The organism is Amycolatopsis sp. cmx-4-83 (assembly GCF_046548815.1).
GTDB lineage: Bacteria > Actinomycetota > Actinomycetes > Mycobacteriales > Pseudonocardiaceae > Amycolatopsis > Amycolatopsis pretoriensis_A.
The window spans coordinates 34,725-53,154 of record NZ_JAEBEF010000008.1 but is presented as its reverse complement, the minus strand read 5'-3'; the positions used below and the strand labels follow the sequence as shown (position 1 = coordinate 53,154).

The window sequence follows — 18,430 nt, the reverse complement described above, 5'->3', positions numbered from 1 at the left end:
GGATGTTCGCGGCGGAGGGAAATCGGGTGCGGGTGCTCGGGGTCGACCCCGGTCTGACCAGGTGCGGCCTGGGGGTGGTCGACGGCGGCAAGGGCCGGGCCGTCCGCTGCGTCGCCGTCGACGTCGTGCGGACCCCGCCCGACGCCGACCTGGCGCACCGCCTGCTCGGCATCTCCGACGAGGTCGAACGCTGGATGGACAGGTACAAGCCGGCCGCCGTCGCGGTCGAGCGCGTCTTCGCCCAGCACAACGTGCGGACGGCGATGGGCACCGCGCAGGCGGGCGGGGTGGTCGCGCTCGCGGCCGCGCGCCGCGGCCTGCCCGTCGTGTTCCACACGCCCAGCGAGGTCAAGGCCGCCGTCAGCGGGTCGGGCCGCGCGGACAAGGCGCAGGTCACCGCTATGGTGATGCGGCTGCTCAACCTCGAAGTCGCGCCGCACCCCGCCGACGCCGCCGACGCCCTCGCGCTGGCCATCTGCCACCTCTGGCGGGAGCCGATGCGCGCGCGGCTGGCCGAGGCCGAAGCCCGCGCCGCCGAGATGGCCCGCACCCACAAGGCCCGCCTCGCCGCCGCGGCGAAACAAGCGAAGAACCCAGGAGCATCACGATGATCTCGTCGGTACGCGGAGAAGTCCTCTCGGTCGGCCTCGACCACGTCGTGGTCGAGGTCGGCGGGGTCGGCTTCGCCGTGCAGGCCACCCCGGCGACGCTGGCGACCCTGCGCCGCGGCGAAGAAGCCCGGCTGCACACCGCACTGGTCGTGCGCGAGGACTCGCTGACGCTGTTCGGGTTCGCCGACGCCGACGCGCGCGAGCTGTTCGGGCTGCTGCAGACGGTGTCCGGGATCGGCCCGCGGCTCGCGCTCGCCACCCTCGCCGTGCTCGACCCGGACAAGCTGCGCGGTGCACTGGTCGAAGGCAACATCACCGTGCTCACTTCGGTGCCCGGCATCGGCCGCAAGGGCGCCGAACGGCTCACCCTCGAACTGCGCGACAAGGTCACCGCGCTCGGCTCCGGCGACGCGCCCGCGGTCACCGCGCCCGGCGCGCTGCGGGCCGAGGTCGTCGAGGCGCTGGCCGGGCTCGGGTTCCCGGCCAAGCAGGCCGAGCAGGCCGTCGACAAGGTCCTCGCCGACGGTGACGGCCACACGACGGCGAGCGTGCTGCGCGCTTCGCTGGCCACCCTCGGCCGGAAGCGGTAGGCGGGGCCGTGGAGTATGAAGCCGTGGAGGAAGACGAAGCCCTCTCGGCGTGGGCCCAGACCGGCGAGGAGACCGTCGAGGGCACGCTGCGGCCGCGCAAGCTCGACGAGTTCGTCGGCCAGCCGCGCGTGCGCGAACAGCTGGAGCTGGTGCTGGAGAGCGCGCGCCGCCGCGGCGTGCCGCCCGACCACGTCCTGCTGTCCGGCCCGCCCGGGCTGGGCAAGACGTCGATGGCGATGATCGTCGCCGCCGAGCTGGGCGCGGCCATCCGGATCACCTCGGGCCCGGCGCTCGAACGCGCCGGCGACCTCGCCGCGATGCTGTCCAACCTCGCGCCCGGCGACGTCTTGTTCATCGACGAGATCCACCGGATCGCCCGCCCGGCCGAGGAAATGCTCTACCTGGCGATGGAGGACTTCCGGGTCGACGTCGTCGTGGGCAAGGGGCCGGGCGCCACCAGCATCCCGCTGGAGATCGCGCCGTTCACGCTGGTCGGGGCGACCACGCGGTCGGGGTCGCTGACCGGGCCGCTGCGCGACCGGTTCGGCTTCACCGGCCAGATGGAGTTCTACACCGACACCGAGCTGGAGCTGGTCGTCCGCCGGGCGGCGACGATCCTCGACATCCCGATCGACCGCGACGGCTGCCAGGAGATCGCCGGGCGCTCGCGGGGCACGCCCCGGATCGCGAACCGGCTGCTGCGGCGCGTCCGCGACTACGCCGAGGTCCGCGCGGACGGCAAGGTGACCGTCGAGATCGCCCGCGCCGCGCTGGCCGTCTACGACGTCGACGAGCTGGGCCTCGACCGGCTCGACCGCGCCGTCCTCACCGCGCTGACCAGGTCGTTCGGTGGCGGACCGGTGGGTATTTCGACGCTGGCGGTGGCCGTGGGGGAGGAGGCGACGACCGTGGAAGAGGTGTGTGAGCCCTACCTCGTGCGCGCCGGTATGCTCGCCCGCACCCCGCGGGGCCGGGTCGCCACGGCGGCTGCCTGGGAGCACCTCGGCATGGTGCCGCCCGCCGACCACCCGGGGCGCCCCGACCCGGGCGGGCTCTCGTCGTTCGAGCAGGACTGAGCGGTGCGGAACCGGCGGGTGGGTGCTGGCGTCCGCGCTGGTACCTGGCACACTTGACAGGAGCACATACCCAAAAACCGGACATTTCGGCTGGGCCCGAGAGTCCGTCGAACGGAGAAACATGCAACAGCTATTGCTGCCCCTGCTGCTCGTGCTCGTCCTCGCGGTGCCGCTGGTCATGAGCACGCGCAAGCAGAAGAAGCAGCAGGCCGCGCAGCAGGATCTGCAGAACAGCCTGGCGCCCGGTGACCGCGTGATGACCACTTCGGGTCTCTACGGCACCGTCGCGGACACGTCCGGTGACACCACGATCGACATCGAGATCGCGCCCGGCGTCGTCACCACCTGGCTGCGGCTCGCGGTCCGCGAGAAGGTCGAGCCGGTCGTCGAGACCGACGAGGACACCACCGACGAGGCCTCGGCCCCCGCCGAGGAGTCGATCATCGAGTCCGACGCCGACGTCAAGACCGAAGAGCCGCAGACCACCGCGCAGGTGGCGCCGCCGCTGGAGCACGGCAAGAAGTAACCCCGCGCTCGCTCCCGGGCACGCGGCGAAAATCCCGACGAAAGTCGGTGTGGCCTGCAACGCCGGGCTCACGCAGCACCGAGTAGTGTCTCGGTGCTGCGTGCGTGTCCGCCGTCATACCCGCGCCCGGGAGTGAATCGCACACAGTCCCTCCCGGTAACCCTCCGGGCGGGCACCGCAACGTTGGGGTCCACCCCGTCCGAGGAGACCGAAGCACCGTGGCAGCTTCAGCCGGGCATCTCCGCCCGGGACGCTATCTCGCCCTGTTCGCCCTGATCGTGATCGTGCTGTACGCGCTGGTGTTCCTCACCGGCAACCACAAGCCGACCCCGAAGCTGGGCATCGACCTGCAGGGCGGCACCCGGGTCACGCTCACCGCCCGCACCCCCGACGGCGGCCAGCCGACGCGGGAGTCCCTGAACCAGGCGCGCCAGATCATCGAACGGCGCGTCAACGGGATCGGCGTCGGCGGCACCGAGGTCCTCCTCGACGGCAACAACGTCGTCATCACCGTCCCCGGCGAGCAGGGTGACCAGGCGAAGAACCTGGGCAAGACCGCGAAGCTGGGCTTCCGGAAGGTCGTCGCGAACGCGACCCAGCCGGTCGTGCCGCCGCAGCCCACCAACCCGCCGCCGGCCACCGGCACGCCGACCTCGGGCACCCCGAAGCCCGGCGCGCCGAGCAGCTCCGCGCCGGCCGCGACGTCGAGCGCACCCCCGTCCAGCCCGGCCGCCGGTGGTGGCGGTGCCGCCGCCGCGCCCGCGCAGCAGCAGAGCACCACGCCGGCCCCGCCGAGCAGCACCACGCCGCCGCCGTCGAGTCAGGCCCCGGCCCCTTCGGACGGCTCGGTTGACGCCGAGACGGCGAAGGAGATCCAGGCCGCGAAGGCGGTGCGCCAGGACCCGAAGCTGATCGGGGCCGACGGCCAGGCCAACCAGGAGCTCGTCGCGAAGGCGATGGCGTCGCTGACCTGCTCGCCGAACGCCAAGGACCCCCTCGAGGGCAACGACGACCCGAAGCTGCCGCTGGTCGCCTGCGGTGACCACGACACGTACAAGTACCTGCTGGAGCCGGAGTTCCTGCCGGGCACCGAGATCGCCGACGCGACCTCGGGCTACGACCAGCAGCGCGGCCAGTGGGCCGTGAACCTCAGCTTCAAGGCCGAGGGCACCAAGATCTGGGCGGACTTCACGTCGAAGAACGTCAGCCAGCAGGCCCAGGCCGCGTTCGTCCTCGACACACAGGTCGTCTCGGCACCGGCCATCCAGGCCGCGATCCTCGACGGCAACACCCAGATCACCGGCAAGTTCACGCAGACCGAGGCGAAAGACCTCTCGGACATCCTGAAGTACGGCTCGCTGCCGCTGTCGTTCGCCTCTTCGGACGCGACCACGGTGTCGGCGACCCTCGGCCTGGCCTCGCTGCAGGCCGGCCTGATCGCCGGCGGCATCGGCCTGCTGGTCGTGTTCGTCTACTGCCTGTTCTACTACCGCCTGCTCGGCGTGCTCACCATCCTGTCGCTGGCCCTGTCCGGCGCGCTGGTGTTCGCGGTGCTGGTGCTGCTCGGCCGCTGGATCGGCTACACGCTGGACCTCGCGGGCATCGCCGGTCTGATCATCGCCATCGGGATCACGGCGGACTCGTTCGTCATCTACTTCGAACGGCTCAAGGACGAAATCCGGGAGGGCCGGACGTTCCGGTCCGCGGTGCCGCGCGGCTGGGTCCGCGCCCGGCGCACCATCCTGGCCTCGGACGGCGTGAGCTTCCTGGCCGCGGCCATCCTGTACGTCATCGCGGTCGGCGACGTGCAGGGCTTCGCGTTCACCCTCGGCATGTCCACGGTGCTCGACCTCGTCGTCGTGTACCTGGTGACGCACCCGCTGGTGGCCATGGTCTCCACGTCCAAGAACGCGTTCCTGTCCAATCCGAGGCACCTGGGCCTCGGCGCCGTGCAGCAACTGGGTTCGCAGCGGAAGAAGTCGACCTCGGTCGGCCGCGCGAACGTGAAGGAGGCCTGACGTGGGGGTCGAAGAAGTGGGCACGGACGCCGAGGGCAACGCCAAGGCGGCGGTCAAGCCCGGCAAGAAGGAAAGCGTCTTCCACCGGCTGTACGTCGGCACCGGCGCGTTCGACGTCGTCGGCAAGCGCAAGCGCTGGTACATGTTCTTCGCCGCGCTGGTGCTGATCTGCCTCGCGTCGATGGTCTTCCGCGGCTTCAACATCGGCATCGAGTTCGAGGGCGGCACGCAGATCCAGATGCCGGCCAACGGCATCCACGGCGTGATCAGCGAAGAGCAGGCCAAGGACTCGTTCCAGAAAGCGCTGGGCCGTCCGGCCTCGGAGACGCAGAAGGTCGGCTCGGGCGCCGCGTCGACCATCCAGATCCGCACCGACGCGCTGGACGCGGCCGACGTCGCGAAGGTCAAGCAGGGCCTGTTCCAGGACTTGGGCCCGAAGGGCACGAACGGCCAGCCGAGCGTCCAGGCCATCAGCGACAGCGCGGTGAGCGCGTCGTGGGGCGGCGAGATCTCGCAGAAGGCGCTGATCGCGCTCATCGTGTTCCTCGTCGCGGTCGTCATCTTCCTGGCGATCTACTTCGACCCGCGGATGGCCGCGGCGGCGCTCATCTCGCTGCTGCACGACATCCTGGTCACGGCCGGCGTGTACTCGCTGGTCGGCTTCGAGGTCACCCCGGCGACGGTCATCGGCCTGCTGACGATCCTCGGGTTCTCGCTCTACGACACGGTGGTGGTGTTCGACAAGGTCCGCGAGAACACGCGCGGCCTGCTCGGGTTGACCCGCCGGACGTACGGCGAGGCCGCGAACCTGGCGCTGAACCAGACCCTGATGCGGTCGTTCAACACGGCGTTCATCGCGCTGCTGCCGATCCTCGGCCTGCTGATCGTCGGGTACATCCTGCTCGGCTCGGGCACGCTGCAGGACCTGGCGCTGGTGCAGCTGACCGGCACCCTGGTCGGCGTGCTGTCCTCGGTCGCGCTGGCCACCCCGCTGCTGGTCGACTTCAAGATGCGCGACCCGAAGTACCAGCAGCAGGCCGAGCGCGTCCGCCAGCGCCGCGTCAGCCAGGCGCGCAAGGCGGCGGGCGAGGAGGACTTCGACGCCACCGACGACGACGCCCTCGCGAAGGAACTGCGCAAGGAGAAGGCGTACGCGGCCGCGGCCAGCGTGCCCGCCCGGATCCAGAAGCAGCGCCCGGCGGGCAAGCGGAAGCGCTGACGTGGAGCTCGACGAGGCACTCGGCCTGATCGCCGAGGTGCCGGACTTCCCCGAGCCCGGCGTGCTGTTCCGCGACCTGAGCCCGCTCTTCGCGGACGCGGGCGCGTTCAAAGCGGTCACCGACGCGCTGGCGGACACGCTCGAACCGGGTGTGGAGGCGCTCGCGGGTGTGGAAGCCCGCGGGTTCCTCCTCGCCGCGGCCGTCGGGTACGCCCGCGGCCTCGGCGTGGTCCTGATCCGCAAACCCGGCAAGCTCCCGCAGGTGGCGGGCCGGGTCGACTACGCGCTGGAGTACGGCACGGCGACGGTCGAGCTCCCGGCCGGTGTGGTCCGGCCGGGGCAGCGGATCGCCGTCCTGGACGACGTCCTGGCCACCGGCGGCACGGTGGCCGCGACCGGCAAGCTCCTGGAAGACGCCGGCGCGGTCGTCGACAGCGTCTCGGTGATCCTGGAGCTGGGCGCGCTGGGCGGCCGCGAGGTCCTCGGCGGCCGGAAGGTGCACGCGCTGCAGACCTGCTGACCCCGTCGTGAGTGTTCGGGGCGGTTCTAACCGCCCCGAACACTCACGACCGGTGGAGCACGAAACCGCTGTTCGGAGCCGTGGGATCCCCCTGAACGGGCGCACCCGACAGGGCTGCGAGGCGCAGCGGCTACCCTGGTGGTCCGAAGGCCGCACGAGCAGCAGGAGGTGCGGGTGAGCCAGGAGCTCGACGCCGCGGTGCCCGCGCACCAGGACGCCCAGCAAAACGGGCAGGCGGCGGCACAGCCCGCGCCGCCGAAGCCGAACGGCGCGGCGCCGAACCCGTCCGCGACCCGCCGCGTCCGGGCACGCCTCGCCCGCCGGATCACCGCGCAGCGCGCCGCCCCGGTCAAGCAGGTCCTCGAGCCCCTCGCCGTCATCCACCGCGAGCTGCACCCCAACGGCGACCTCGGGCTGCTGCAGCGCGCCTACGACGTCGCCGAAGAACTGCACCGGAACCAGCGGCGCAAGTCCGGCGACCCCTACATCACCCACCCGCTCGCCGTTGCGACCATCCTCGCCGAGCTGGGCATGGACACCACGACCCTGGTCGCGGCGCTGCTGCACGACACGGTCGAGGACACCGGCTACGCCGTCGAGAGCCTGAAGGCCGACTTCGGCGAGAAGGTCGCCGAGCTCGTCGACGGCGTCACGAAGCTGGACAAGGTCAAGCTCGGCACCTCCGCCGAGGCCGAGACCATCCGCAAGATGGTCATCGCGATGGCCAAGGACCCCCGCGTCCTGGTCATCAAGCTCGCGGACCGGCTGCACAACATGCGCACGATGCGCTTCCTGCCGCCGGAGAAGCAGGCCCGCAAGGCCCGCGAGACGCTCGAGGTCCTCGCCCCGCTCGCGCACCGGCTCGGCATGGCCACGGTCAAGTGGGAGCTCGAAGACCTCGCGTTCGCGATCCTGCAACCGAAGAAGTACGACGAGATCGTGCGCCTGGTCGCCGACCGCGCGCCCTCGCGCGACATCTACCTGCGCTCGGTCATCACCGACCTGACCAGCAACCTCGTGTCGTCGCGGATCACCGCGAAGGTCGAGGGCCGGCCGAAGCACTACTACTCGATCCACCAGAAGATGATCGTCCGCGGCCGCGACCTGGACGACATCCACGACCTGGTCGGCGTCCGGATCCTGGTCGAGGACGTCCGCGACTGCTACGCGGCGATGGGCGTCGTGCACGCGCTGTGGCAGCCGGTGCCCGGCCGCTTCAAGGACTACATCGCGCAGCCGCGCTTCGGCGTCTACCAGTCGCTGCACACGACGGTGATCGGCCCCGACGGCAAGCCCCTCGAGGTGCAGATCCGCACCTACGAGATGCACCGCACCGCCGAGTACGGCATCGCCGCGCACTGGCGGTACAAGGAAACCAAGGGCACCCACAACGGCAACGCCGTGGACGTCGACGAGATGGCGTGGATGCGCCAGCTCCTCGACTGGCAGCGGGAAGCGGCGGACCCGGGCGACTTCCTCGAGTCGCTGCGCTACGAGCTCGCCTCGCGCGAGATCTTCGTGTTCACGCCGAAGGGCGACGTCATCACGCTGCCGGTGGAGTCGACGCCGGTCGACTTCGCCTACGCCGTGCACACCGAGGTCGGGCACCGCTGCATCGGCGCCCGCGTCAACGGCCGCCTGGTGGCGCTGGAACGCAAGCTGGAAAACGGCGAAGTCGTCGAGATCTTCACGTCGAAGGCGGAGAACGCCGGGCCGTCGCGCGACTGGCTGCAGTTCGCCGGCTCGCCGAAGGCCCGCGCGAAGATCCGGCAGTGGTTCGCCAAGGAACGCCGCGACGAGGCGATCGAAGGCGGCAAGGAAGCCATCACCAAGGAGATCCGCAAGGTCGGCCTGCCGATCCAGCGGCTGGTCTCCGCGGAGTCGATGGGCGCGGTCGCCACCGAACTGCGCCACGCCGACATCTCGTCGCTGTACGCGGCGGTCGGGGAGGGCCACACCAGCGCGAAGCACGTCGTGCAGCGGCTGGTCGCCCTCATCGGCGGGGTCGACGCGGCGGAGGAGGAACTCGCCGAGCGCGCGACGCCGTCGACGGTCACCCGCCGCCGCGGCTCCAACGACGTCGGCGTCGTGGTCAAGGGCGCCAGCGACGTCTGGGCGAAGCTCGCGCGCTGCTGCACCCCGGTGCCGGGCGACGAGATCCTCGGGTTCGTGACCCGCGGCGGCGGCGTTTCGGTGCACCGCACGGACTGCACGAACGCCGGCGACCTGCAGTCCCAGCCCGAGCGGCTGGTCGAGGTCGAGTGGGCGCCGTCGGCTTCGTCGGTGTTCCTGGTGGCCATCCAGGTCGAGGCGCTCGACCGCCACCGGCTCCTCTCGGACGTCACCAAGGTGCTGGCCGACGAGAAGGTCAACATCCTGTCGGCGTCGGTGACGACGTCCCGCGACCGGGTCGCGGTCAGCCGCTTCTCGTTCGAGATGGGCGACCCTAAGCACCTCGGCCACGTCCTCAAGGTGGTCCGCGGCGTGGAGGGCGTCTACGACGTCTACCGCGTGACGTCGGCTTCCTAGGCGTACTGACCCATGAGCTCGGAAGCGCGTGAACGCCGTAGCTGGTGAAACGCCTGGGCGGCCCCAGAACGCGACCGCGGTCTCCCGGGTCTCACCAGCCAGGATCTCGGTGCAGGCCAGGGGAGTGGTCGTCCACGGCGTTGTGCAGGCAGGCGTAGCCACGCCCGCGAGCGCGACCGTTGCGGCGGCCGGCGGCATCGTCGGCAGCGGGGCAGGATCCGGTGCACCGGCAAGGGGTTCAGGGGCGAGCAGGTAGCCGGTGCGGGCCAGTCCCCGGCGCCCGCAGCACCCGGGCTTGATCACAGCGGCCGGCCCCTCGGGCGACGGTGGAGACCGACACCTGGAACCGTTCCGCGGCCCGCCGCAGTGGTCACCCGTCCTTGACGATGCAGCGGGCCAGGCACAGCCTCCCCGCACAAAAGACCTAGGTGTACTGCCCGGAGAGGTTGGGGACGCGGCTGGCGGGTGGTTTGCCGCCGAGTGCGGTGTGGCCGCGGTGGTGGTTGTAGGTGTGCAGCCAGTGTGGCAGGGCGAGGCGGCGTTGGGTGTCGGTGCGGTAGGGCTGGGCGTAGGCCCACTCCTCGAGCAGGGTGCGGTTGAAGCGTTCCACCTTGCCATTGGTCTGCGGTCGGTAAGGCCGGGTGCGTTTCGGGGTGATGCCCGCCTCGCGCAGCGTGTCACGCCATAGGTGTGAGCGGTAGCAGGAGCCGTTGTCGGTCAGCAGCCGCCGGACGGTCATGCCGTAGCTGGTGAAGAACGCCCGGGCCCGGATCCAGAACCCGACCGCGGTTTCCCGGGTCTCATCGGCCAGGATTTCGGTGTAGGCCAGGCGGGAGTGGTCGTCCACGGCGTTGTGCAGGTAGGCGTAGCCGTGGCCACGGTGATCGCTGTTGCGGCGCCCGGCGGCCCGGCCGAGGACTTTGTGGCCGCCGCCGTCGGGGATGTTGCCCAGTTTCTTGATGTCGACGTGCACCAGGTCACCGGGGGCGGGGTGTTCACAGCGGCGGATCGGGGCGGCGGTGGCCCGATCCAGGTGAGTGAGCCGGGCCATCCGGTAGCGGGTCAGGATCCGGTGCACTGTCGAGGGATTGAGCCTGAGCAGGTAGGCGATGCGGGCCGGTTTCCAGCGCCGCAGTACCCGGACCTTGATGACCCGCCGCTCGGTCCGGGACGGTGTGCGGTTCGGGCTGAGGCGTGGTCGGCTGGACCGGTCGGCCATGCCGGCGGTGCCGAGGGTGCGGTAGCGGTTGGCCCATCGGGCGGCGGTGGAGACTGATACCTGGAAGCGTTCGGCAGCTCGTCGCAGCGGCCAACCGTCCTCGACGACGCAGTGGGCCAGGCGGAGTCTGCCGGTCGGGGTCAGGGGTGCGTTAGCGTGGGTAACGAGGGCCTCCAGGCAGCCGGTGCAGATGTCGCAATCCACACCGAACCCGGAGGCCCTCCCCCACGCCAAGATCATCCGATCACGTGTCGCCACGATCGCAACCTCCCCGCACAGGACACCTAGGGCACCCACGACCCGTCGACGGCGATGCCGGCGGCCGCGGCGATCCGGTCGCGCGATTCCCGCAGCCGGGTGCGCAGAGCCGGTAAGTCGACACCGAGCAGCTTCCCGTCGCGCTTGACCGCTTTTCCGGCCACGAAGACGCTGTCCACCAGCCCGGGGTGCCCGGCGGCGACGACCGTGCCGACCGGGTCGGCGACGGGGAAGACCGACAGGTCCTCGGCGTCGAGCAGGACGAGGTCGGCGGCCTTGCCGACGGTGAGGCTGCCGGCGCGGTCCGCGCGCCCGCAGGCGCGGGCGCCGTCCAGCGTCGCGAACCCGAGGACGTCCCTCGTCGTGATGCGCCCGCGTTCGGCCGCCAACGCCGTGCGCATGGCGCCGAACAGGTCGCCGGCCGCGGACGGGCAGTCGTCGATCGACAGCGACGGCCGGAGCCCGGCGGCCAGCGCCCGGCCGGTGATCAGCGGCTCGAAGCCCATCTTCAGCTCGACGTCCGGGCTGATCGACACCGAGGAGCCCGCGTCGGCCAGCATCGCCAGCTGGTCGTCGGAAAGCCCGTTGCCGTGGACGACGGTCGTGCGTTCGTCGAGCAGGCCCCGCTCGCGCATGCCGTCGATCGGCCGGTCGCCGTGCGGCCAGCCGCCGGTGCCGTGGACGTGCAGGCTCACCCGCAGCCCGAGTTCCCGCGCCAGCGTGACATCCGCGGCAGTATCGTCCATTGTGGACACCACCGGCCCGCGCAGGCCCAGTGCCATGTCCTCGCCCGGCAGCACCTCGCGGACGCGTCGGATCTCCGGCTCGATGTCCGGCCCGTCGGCGCCGTAGCAGAAGATCGAATGGCCGGGCGCGTCGCGCAGGGCCTGGATCGCGGCGTCGGCGTTCTCCGGCCGGAAGGCGCAGTGGAACCAGTCGAGCACGGTCGTCACGCCGGAGCTGAGTGCTTCGAGCCGGCCGAGGAGGTTGCCCAGGTAGACGTCCTCCGGCCGGTAGTGGGGCTTGAGCGTGCCGTGCACGGCGACGCGGTACTGGTCGAACGTCCAGTCGGCGCCGAGGCCGCGGAACGCCGTCTGCCAGGTGTGGCGGTGGGTGTCCACGAGGCCGGGCAGCACGATCTTGCCCGTGGCGTCGACGACCTCGGCGCCGGTCGCGTCGATCGCCGGGGCGACGGCGGCGATCCGGCCGTCTTCGACGAGCACGTCGCCGCGGGGGAGCGTGCCCACGGCGGGATCCACGCTGACCACCAGGCCGCCCTGAACCAGAGTCTTCATCGGTGTCCTTCCCCAAGAGTTGACGTGTCAACTCTAGCGTAGACTGACGGCATGGCGGGCATGAGTGCGGCGGACTGGGCGTTCTGGGACACCTGGATGCGGGCCCAGCGCGTGCTCGTCCGCGAACTCGACCAGGGGCTGCAGCGCGACTGCGGCATCTCGAAGGCCGAGTTCAGCGTGCTGATGACGCTGGGCCGCCCGATGCGCGTCGGCGAGCTCGCCGACGCACTCGACTGGGAGAAGAGCCGCGTCTCGCACCTGTTGACACGCATGGAGAACCGCGGGCTCGTGGCACGGATCGAGGACGGCGCGACCGGCCGCCGCACCGGCGTCGAGCTGACCGCCGAAGGCCGCCGGACGGCCGAACGCGCCACCCGTGCGCACGGCGGCAACGTCCGCCGGCTCGTCCTCGACCAGCTCAGCCCCGGGCAGGCCACGGCCATCCGGGAGTGGGCCGAGCAGCTGATCGAGCGCGCCGAACGCGGTTAGCGCAATTGTCGCAGGACCGTGTCCGGGAATTGTCATTCGACGATTCCCGGAACCGCGCGACCACGGTGTAAATGCCCTCCCCGGAAACCGCGCCCGCATGCTACGGTCGGCAAATTGCAGGTGGTCCGAAATGTGCGGTTGTGCCGGGAGGGGCAGCATGTCCGACGACACCACGCGGTACCTGTGCGCGGCGTCCTACCTCGACCCCGGCTACAGCACGCGGGCGATCAAGGAATTCCTCGTCGAGCCCACCCGGCCGGTCCCGGCGACGCCGGGGATCGACGCCGGCCGCGTGCTCACCGAAGCCGTGCGAGCCCGGGCGCGCCGCAAGAACTACGACTTGATCCTGGTGCTGCTCATGGCGGTCGTGCTCGCGCTGTCGTGGGACAACCTGGTGCTGTACGGCTGGATCGTGCTGTCGGTCCTGCTCGTCGCCGCGCGGGCGGGCAAGACCACCTACGTCACGCAGCGCACCTTCAACCCGAAGACGCTCGTCATGATCGGCCTTTCCATCGTGGTCGTGTGGCTGGCGCTGACCTACGGGAGCGCGCTCTTCGAGGACGACCGCAGCCGGTACGCCGCGCGGTACGACGACTACTACGAAGAGACCTCGGGCGGCAGCACCGCCCGGCTGGTCGTCGGCATCGTGCTCGCCGTGGTGGTGCTCGTGGTGGTGACGATCGAGCGGTGGTCGCTGTGGAACCTGCTGACGAGCCGCTTCCGGCGCCTCGCCCCACCGGCGCCCGACACCGGCACGCTCACCGGGGCGTTCACCGAAGACTTCCGCGAACAGCTCGGCCGCTACCGGCGGGACGACGAGCTCGCGGGCTCGGCCGGCGCGCCCCTGGTGGTGTACCGCGGCTACAACCCCTTCGTGGGCGCGGGGTTCCGGCGTGCGGCCTGGTCCATGGCGATCCCGCTGGAGCGGGTCGAAGACGGCGAAGACGCCCCGGAAAACCGGCCGGAGCTGACCACCGAAGCGATGTACGCAGGGATCCGCGCGGCGATCGGGAACCTCCGCAACTCGAGCGCGCTGTCGCCGGACCGCCGGCTGGCCGGGCTGACCGTGACCGAAGCGGTGTTCACCCCGGCCGCGGAACTCGTCGACCACCTGGACGAGCCGGAAGCCGCGGCGTACCTGCCGGACGTCGAGCACCCGCCGCTCACGCGGCTGCCCGAGGCGCACGTCGAGCAGCTCCGGACCGAGCCGAAGGAATGGGCGCGCTACTACCTCTGCTTCCAGGTCGAGACCTGGGACCGGGAGCTGGTGCTGACGACGTTCCTGCACGTCGCGGTGGCCGACACGACGCTGTACGTCGAGTGGACGCCGTTCATGCTGCCGCCGGTCAAGGCCGAGTACCGGGCGGTGGACAAGATGCGGCCGGACTCGCTGCGCCCGTTCGGCCAGGGACTGCTGGCGTGGCTGGAGATGCCGGCGACCCTGCCCGGCCGGGTCGCGAACGTGGCGTCCTGGATCCGGCAGCCCGGCCGCGAGCCCGGCGTCCTCGACCCGGACCGCTACGGCACCGCGAGCACGCTGCGCGAACTGGGGTCGGTGAACAGGTTCACCGACTACTTCCAGCTCGTCGACATCGAACGCTACGAAAAGATCATCGAAAGCCGGCTCCTGCCGGCCATCGGCAAACTCCTCGGCGACGCCGGGTTCTCGACGGCGAAGTTCGACGAGCAGGCGGCGGTCGTGATCAACAACGACATCACCATCGCGGGCGACAACCGCGCCCCGATCACCCAGACCGGGACGGGCAGCCAGCTGCTGCCCGGCAAGCCCGGCCGGACGGCCAGGACGGAGGTCTGATGGGACACCGCATTTCGAACAAGGTCAGCATCGGCGGCGACAACTCGGGCGACATCAGCCAGACCGGAATCGACGGCGGCGGGGGAGAGGCCGCGGTCTCGTCGCTGCTGGAGCTCGTCGAGCGCCTCACGGCCGAGGTGCGCGGCAAGGAGCTGGCCAAGCAGGAGGTCGTGGAGGACACGCTGGCCGACCTGGCGAGCGACCTGCGCGCCGGGGAAGCCGCGGAGCCCGCGGTGGTGCGCAGCCGGTGGGAGAAGGTCAAGGGCCTGCTGGGCGGGCTCGTGCAGTTCTCGGAGCTGGTGGCCAAGATTTCCGACCAGGTGCAGAAGATCTTCACCTGAGCGGCTGTCCTCCAAGGAATTCCCGCAGCAGCGCGGTGACCTCGTCGGGGCGTTCCATCGACGGCAGGTGGCCGGTGTCGGCGAGCTCGACGAGTTTCGCGTCCGGCAGCGACTCCGCCAGGTGCGCGGAAAGCTCGACCAGGCCGGGTGCGTCGGACGTCCCGATCACCACCAGCGCCGGGGTGGTGATCTCGGCCAGCCGGTGCCGGGTGTCCGGGATCCGCTCCGTCCACTGTGGAGCCGTCCAGTCGTGGCGGTAGACCTGCTCGCACATTTCCCGCACCAGCGCCACCATTTCGGCCGGCAGCACCGACACGTCCCGCTCCGGACCCGCGACCAGGTAGTCGATGTTGGCGTCGGCCATCGCCCGGACGTCCGCCGGGTCGACGTCGCCTTCGCGGGCGTGGTAGCGGGCGAGCCGGTCGGCCGGGAGGATCTCGGCGGTCAGGCGCGCGATGTCCGCCTGCATGTGGTCCGGCCACGGGTGCCCGGTGAGGCCGGAGCCGAGCAGGGCGACCCGGGTGATCCGCTCCGGTGCGGCGAGGGCGGCGTCCAGCGCGCACGCCCCGCCCATGGACGCCCCGACGAGCGCGGCCTGCTCGATCCCCCGGGCATCGAGCAGGGCCAGCAGGTCCTCGAAGTGGGCGAACTCGCCGGGGCCGTCGGCGGTTTCGCCGAAGCCGCGGCGGTCGTAGCGGATCACCCGGTGCGTGGCGCCGAGCGCGGTGAACTGGGCGTCCCACATCCGGCGGTCGCCGATCGCGGCGTGCAGCAGCACGACCTCGGGCCCCTCACCGGCTTCGTCGTAGCCGAACGTCGTCCCGCCCACCTCGATCATCGCCATGGCCCCAAGCTAGCGGCACGACCACGTCACACACCGCAGGTTTCGCTGAGGGCGAGCGGTTAGGGTGCGGTGCATGACCGACGGATTCGACCTGACGCGCGACGGCGAAGTCGCCCGGCTCACGCTGACCCGGCCGGAGAAGATGAACGCGATCACCTACGGCATGTGGTCGGCCATCCCGGACGTGGTGGCCGAGGTCGAGGCCGACCCGGCGCTGAAGGTGCTGCTGATCGCGGGCGCGGGCAAGCACTTCTCCGCGGGCGCCGACATCAGCGAGTTCGGCGAGCTGCGCACCACGGCGGAAGGCGCGGCGAGCTATGACAAGGCGGTCGAGGGCGCGGTGGCGGCGCTGACCTCGATGCGCAAGCCGTCGGTGGCGATGGTCCAGGGTAACTGCATCGGCGGCGGCTGCCAGGTCTCGGTCGCCTGCGACTTCCGCTTCGCCGCCGAAGGTTCCCGGTTCGGCATCACCCCGGCGAAGCTCGGCATCGTCTACCACTTCGATTCCACGCGCCAGCTGGTGTCGCTGGTCGGCCCGGCGCACGCCAAGTACTTCCTGCTGTCCGGCGAGCTGATCACCGCCGCCCGTGCCCGCGAGATCGGCCTGCTCAACGACGTCTTCCCGGCCGAATCGCTGGAAGCGTCGACGGCGGAGTTCGCCGCGACGCTGTGCTCGCGTTCGCAGGCGTCGATCCGCGGGATGAACCGGATCATCGAGAAGATCGTCGCCGGCCAGGAGACCCCGGACGCGGAGGTCGAGGAGATCCGCTCCGAAGCCCTGCACGGCGAGGACTACGCGGAGGGCGTCGCCGCGTTCCTCGAGCGGCGCCCGCCGCGCTTCACCTACCGCTGAAGTCCCGTCGCCACAAGAGAAGTCACGCGTCCAGGTACTCGCGGAAGTGCTCGGCGACGACGTCGGTGACCCCGGCCGGGTCGAGCCTGCCGTCGATCTCGATGACCCGGATGCCCCGCGCCCGCGCCGAGCGGACCGCCTGCGCGGCCAGCATCCGGTCGCGCGTCAGGCGGCTGCGCTGCTCCGGGATGGTGGGCTCGTCCGGCCGGTGGCGCAGCTGGTGCTGGCGGAACAGCTCGGTCGGCACCAGCACCACCATCCGGCGCGGCGAATCCACCAGCGGGGCCACCAGTTCCGGGTGCAGGCCCCAGCCCTCGGCGACGATCGGGCGCGGGGACTCCCACGCGCGCAGCTCGTCCAGCGCCCGCTGGAACCGCTGTTCGAACTCCGCCAGCACGGCGGTCAGCTGCTCGCCGGCCGGGACGTCGTCCCCCGGCGCGGTGGCGGGGCGCGCGCGGTGGTCGTGGTGGTAGGTGGTCAGCCCGTGGCGGTCGGCCAGCAGGCGCGCGACCGTGGACTTCCCGGTCCACGGGGCGCCGCCGATCCACAGCGCCTTGCGCAGGGTCCCGAACGGATCCGAGGTCATCGTTCGACTATTGCGGCCCCGGCGGGCCGAGGCCAGGGTTCCGGCGCCGGTTGAGCCGTTCAGCGCAGGGCCGGTCACCGCCCGTCGTCGTCGACGACGAGCACCGTCGAGCCGTCGGCGAAATCGGGTGGGCCGCCCAGCTTGAAGTGGAACCGCGAACCCGGCCGGACCGCGGCGATCACCTGCGTGTCGGCGGTGTCGAGCACGATGATCGCGTGTTCGGCCGTGCTCGGCTCCGGCCGCAGCACCGCCGGCACGACCGGGATCGGCAGCGTGCCGCTGACCGAGCCACTGCAGTCGTCGCCGGTCTCGGGTTCGAGCGGATCGGGTGCCTCGGGCGGTTCGAACGGCGGGGGCGGCACGAGCTGCGGGCGCCGTCGCCACCAGAGCCCGGCGATCAGGCCGGTCAGCAGGCCGCCGGAACCGCTGACGGCCGACGCCAGCCCGACCCCGACCCCGGACGGCTCCGGGGCCGCCACCGGCGCGGGAACGGGCACGGGTGGGGCGGCCGGCAACGGGCCGAACCGGACGGCCGGGTCCTGGGCGTCCTCGGGCAGCTGGAGCACCTGGCCCGGTTCGATCCGGGTGGCGTCGGTGAACGGCGAGCCGTCCGGCCGCGGCCGGCCCTGGTTCAGCCGGAAGATCTCGGGAAAGCGGTTCCCGTCGCCGAGCGCGCGTTCGGCGATCCTGAACAGCGTGATGTCGTCCGGGTTGTCGGCGTGCGGCACGATGTAGTACTTGACCGACGGCGGGTCCGGTGCGGCCTGCGCGAGGGCCGGACCCCCGGCGAGCACGGCGAAGAGGACACCGGCGGCACCGGCTTGCCCGGCCCGCCCGAGGACGCGGCGCACCGCGGGAGCCCGGTTTTCGGCCATGGTCGGCACCTCTCCCCGGCGACCCCGGCGGGTTCCGGTGTTGCCCCCTACACGGGGCCGGTGCGGCCGTGGTTCAGATCTCGTCCCAGGGAACGGTTTCGTAGGCCCGCGCGAGCAACGCCACCGCCCGGTCCGCGGGCGGCAGGACGAGGTCGTCCACGGCGGCGACCGGGCGGCCGGGCGTTTCGGAGTTCGTCACGAACATCGCGTCGAAGTCGCGGAGGTCGGCCGGCCGGACTTCACGCGTTTCCTGCGGTACGCCGAGGCGCCGCAGGGCTTCCTTCTGCACCAGCATCGTGATCCTGGGCAGCACGGCGGCCTCCGGCCACACGACACCATCCTTCGGGGGTTCCGGGTGGCGGAGCCCCCGGCCCGCGGCGAAGCCGCGGTTGTCTCAGCGTCGCCGTGGAGGAATCCGGCGTTCCAGATCGACGCTTCGCTGATCCGGCCGGCGTGGTCGACGAACAACGCGTCGTCGAACCCGGCCAGTGCACCCGGCGGGTGCGGCGGGAGTGTCCGGACGAGGATCTCCGGCCGCATCGGCTCGTCGAACGAGCGCGTCAGCACCAGGACCCGCAGCGAAAGCGCCGGTTCGGCGTCGATCGCCTGCCGGACGTAGGAACGCACCAATTCGACGTCGAGGTCGGTGCCGAACAGCAGCCGGGTGCTCGTCGCGAGCCGTTCGAGGTGGAACGCGAGCCCGCGGACCCGCCCGTCCCGGACCTGCATCGCGGTGAAGTGGCCGTAGGAGACCATTCCCGCGAG

18 protein-coding genes and 1 pseudogene are annotated in these 18,430 nt (G+C 71.4%); 12 read left to right on the top strand and 7 right to left on the bottom strand.

Annotation, left to right across the window (positions count from 1 at the left end):
* The first annotated feature begins 26 nt into the window (after positions 1-26).
* The 8 genes from ruvC (at position 27) to ACLJQM_RS24630 (ending at position 9,089) form a co-directional block, all read left to right on the top strand.
* Positions 27-611 (top strand): crossover junction endodeoxyribonuclease RuvC, encoded by a 585-nt coding sequence (gene ruvC / locus ACLJQM_RS24665; protein WP_410632919.1) that lies wholly within the window; start codon positions 27-29, stop codon positions 609-611.
* On the top strand, positions 608-1,201 hold the full coding sequence (gene ruvA / locus ACLJQM_RS24660) for a Holliday junction branch migration protein RuvA (RefSeq protein WP_360784543.1): 594 nt from the start codon (positions 608-610) through the stop codon (positions 1,199-1,201). Before ruvC ends, ruvA begins: the two co-directional genes overlap by 4 nt.
* 8 nt (positions 1,202-1,209) lie before the next feature.
* Positions 1,210-2,277, top strand: coding sequence for a Holliday junction branch migration DNA helicase RuvB (ruvB, locus tag ACLJQM_RS24655; protein ID WP_247023920.1), 1,068 nt, complete (start codon positions 1,210-1,212; stop codon positions 2,275-2,277).
* A 121-nt stretch (positions 2,278-2,398) separates the two neighbouring features.
* Complete coding sequence (gene yajC, locus ACLJQM_RS24650) at positions 2,399-2,803, top strand: preprotein translocase subunit YajC (protein ID WP_360784547.1); 405 nt, start codon at positions 2,399-2,401, stop codon at positions 2,801-2,803.
* A 218-nt stretch (positions 2,804-3,021) separates the two neighbouring features.
* A complete protein-coding gene (gene secD / locus ACLJQM_RS24645) occupies positions 3,022-4,821 on the top strand; it encodes a protein translocase subunit SecD (RefSeq protein ID WP_410632918.1) in 1,800 nt (599 codons plus the stop codon).
* A 1-nt stretch (position 4,822) separates the two neighbouring features.
* Positions 4,823-6,040: a protein translocase subunit SecF gene (gene secF / locus ACLJQM_RS24640; RefSeq protein WP_410632917.1), complete on the top strand. Its 1,218-nt coding sequence runs from the start codon at positions 4,823-4,825 to the stop codon at positions 6,038-6,040.
* A 1-nt stretch (position 6,041) separates the two neighbouring features.
* Entirely contained in the window at positions 6,042-6,560 is a 519-nt protein-coding gene (locus ACLJQM_RS24635) for an adenine phosphoribosyltransferase (RefSeq protein ID WP_247023916.1), read from the top strand.
* Positions 6,561-6,734: 174 nt separating this feature from the next.
* Positions 6,735-9,089, top strand: a complete 2,355-nt coding sequence (locus ACLJQM_RS24630) for a RelA/SpoT family protein (RefSeq protein WP_247023915.1) — start codon at positions 6,735-6,737, stop codon at positions 9,087-9,089.
* Between the two features lie 424 nt (positions 9,090-9,513).
* On the opposite strand, the gene ACLJQM_RS24625 is transcribed toward ACLJQM_RS24630, so the two are convergent.
* Both ACLJQM_RS24625 and ACLJQM_RS24620 read right to left on the bottom strand, forming a co-directional pair.
* On the bottom strand, positions 9,514-10,548 hold the full coding sequence (locus tag ACLJQM_RS24625; protein WP_410632916.1) for an IS481 family transposase: 1,035 nt from the start codon (positions 10,546-10,548) through the stop codon (positions 9,514-9,516).
* Between the two features lie 44 nt (positions 10,549-10,592).
* Positions 10,593-11,861 carry an amidohydrolase family protein gene (locus tag ACLJQM_RS24620; RefSeq protein WP_410632915.1) on the bottom strand — a complete coding sequence of 423 codons (1,269 nt, stop codon included), beginning with the start codon at positions 11,859-11,861 and terminating at the stop codon, positions 10,593-10,595.
* 51 nt (positions 11,862-11,912) lie between these two features.
* Between ACLJQM_RS24620 and ACLJQM_RS24615 the strand changes: the two genes are divergently transcribed.
* From ACLJQM_RS24615 to ACLJQM_RS24605, 3 genes are all read left to right on the top strand, one after another.
* Entirely contained in the window at positions 11,913-12,350 is a 438-nt protein-coding gene (locus ACLJQM_RS24615) for a MarR family winged helix-turn-helix transcriptional regulator (RefSeq protein WP_360780248.1), read from the top strand.
* A 157-nt stretch (positions 12,351-12,507) separates the two neighbouring features.
* Positions 12,508-14,166, top strand: coding sequence for a hypothetical protein (locus tag ACLJQM_RS24610; protein ID WP_360780250.1), 1,659 nt, complete (start codon positions 12,508-12,510; stop codon positions 14,164-14,166).
* Positions 14,166-14,507: a hypothetical protein gene (locus ACLJQM_RS24605; protein ID WP_360780254.1), complete on the top strand. Its 342-nt coding sequence runs from the start codon at positions 14,166-14,168 to the stop codon at positions 14,505-14,507. Before ACLJQM_RS24610 ends, ACLJQM_RS24605 begins: the two co-directional genes overlap by 1 nt.
* On the opposite strand, the gene ACLJQM_RS24600 is transcribed toward ACLJQM_RS24605, so the two are convergent.
* Positions 14,500-15,351 (bottom strand): alpha/beta fold hydrolase, encoded by an 852-nt coding sequence (locus ACLJQM_RS24600; protein ID WP_410632914.1) that lies wholly within the window; start codon positions 15,349-15,351, stop codon positions 14,500-14,502. The genes ACLJQM_RS24605 and ACLJQM_RS24600 overlap by 8 nt on opposite strands.
* Before the next feature lie 73 nt (positions 15,352-15,424).
* On the opposite strand from ACLJQM_RS24600, the gene ACLJQM_RS24595 reads away from it, so the two are divergent.
* Positions 15,425-16,204, top strand: coding sequence for an enoyl-CoA hydratase/isomerase family protein (locus ACLJQM_RS24595; protein ID WP_410632913.1), 780 nt, complete (start codon positions 15,425-15,427; stop codon positions 16,202-16,204).
* Positions 16,205-16,226: 22 nt separating this feature from the next.
* On the opposite strand, the gene ACLJQM_RS24590 is transcribed toward ACLJQM_RS24595, so the two are convergent.
* The 4 genes and pseudogenes from ACLJQM_RS24590 to ACLJQM_RS24575 all read right to left on the bottom strand — a co-directional run.
* A complete protein-coding gene (locus ACLJQM_RS24590; protein ID WP_360780263.1) occupies positions 16,227-16,790 on the bottom strand; it encodes a hypothetical protein in 564 nt (187 codons plus the stop codon).
* Positions 16,791-16,864: 74 nt separating this feature from the next.
* On the bottom strand, positions 16,865-17,665 hold the full coding sequence (locus ACLJQM_RS24585) for a LysM peptidoglycan-binding domain-containing protein (protein ID WP_410632912.1): 801 nt from the start codon (positions 17,663-17,665) through the stop codon (positions 16,865-16,867).
* A 73-nt stretch (positions 17,666-17,738) separates the two neighbouring features.
* On the bottom strand, positions 17,739-17,996 hold the full coding sequence (locus ACLJQM_RS24580) for a hypothetical protein (protein WP_410632911.1): 258 nt from the start codon (positions 17,994-17,996) through the stop codon (positions 17,739-17,741).
* A 224-nt stretch (positions 17,997-18,220) separates the two neighbouring features.
* Positions 18,221-18,394 (bottom strand): annotated as a pseudogene (locus ACLJQM_RS24575) (aminodeoxychorismate lyase); the annotation flags it as partial.
* Positions 18,395-18,430: the final 36 nt, after the last annotated feature.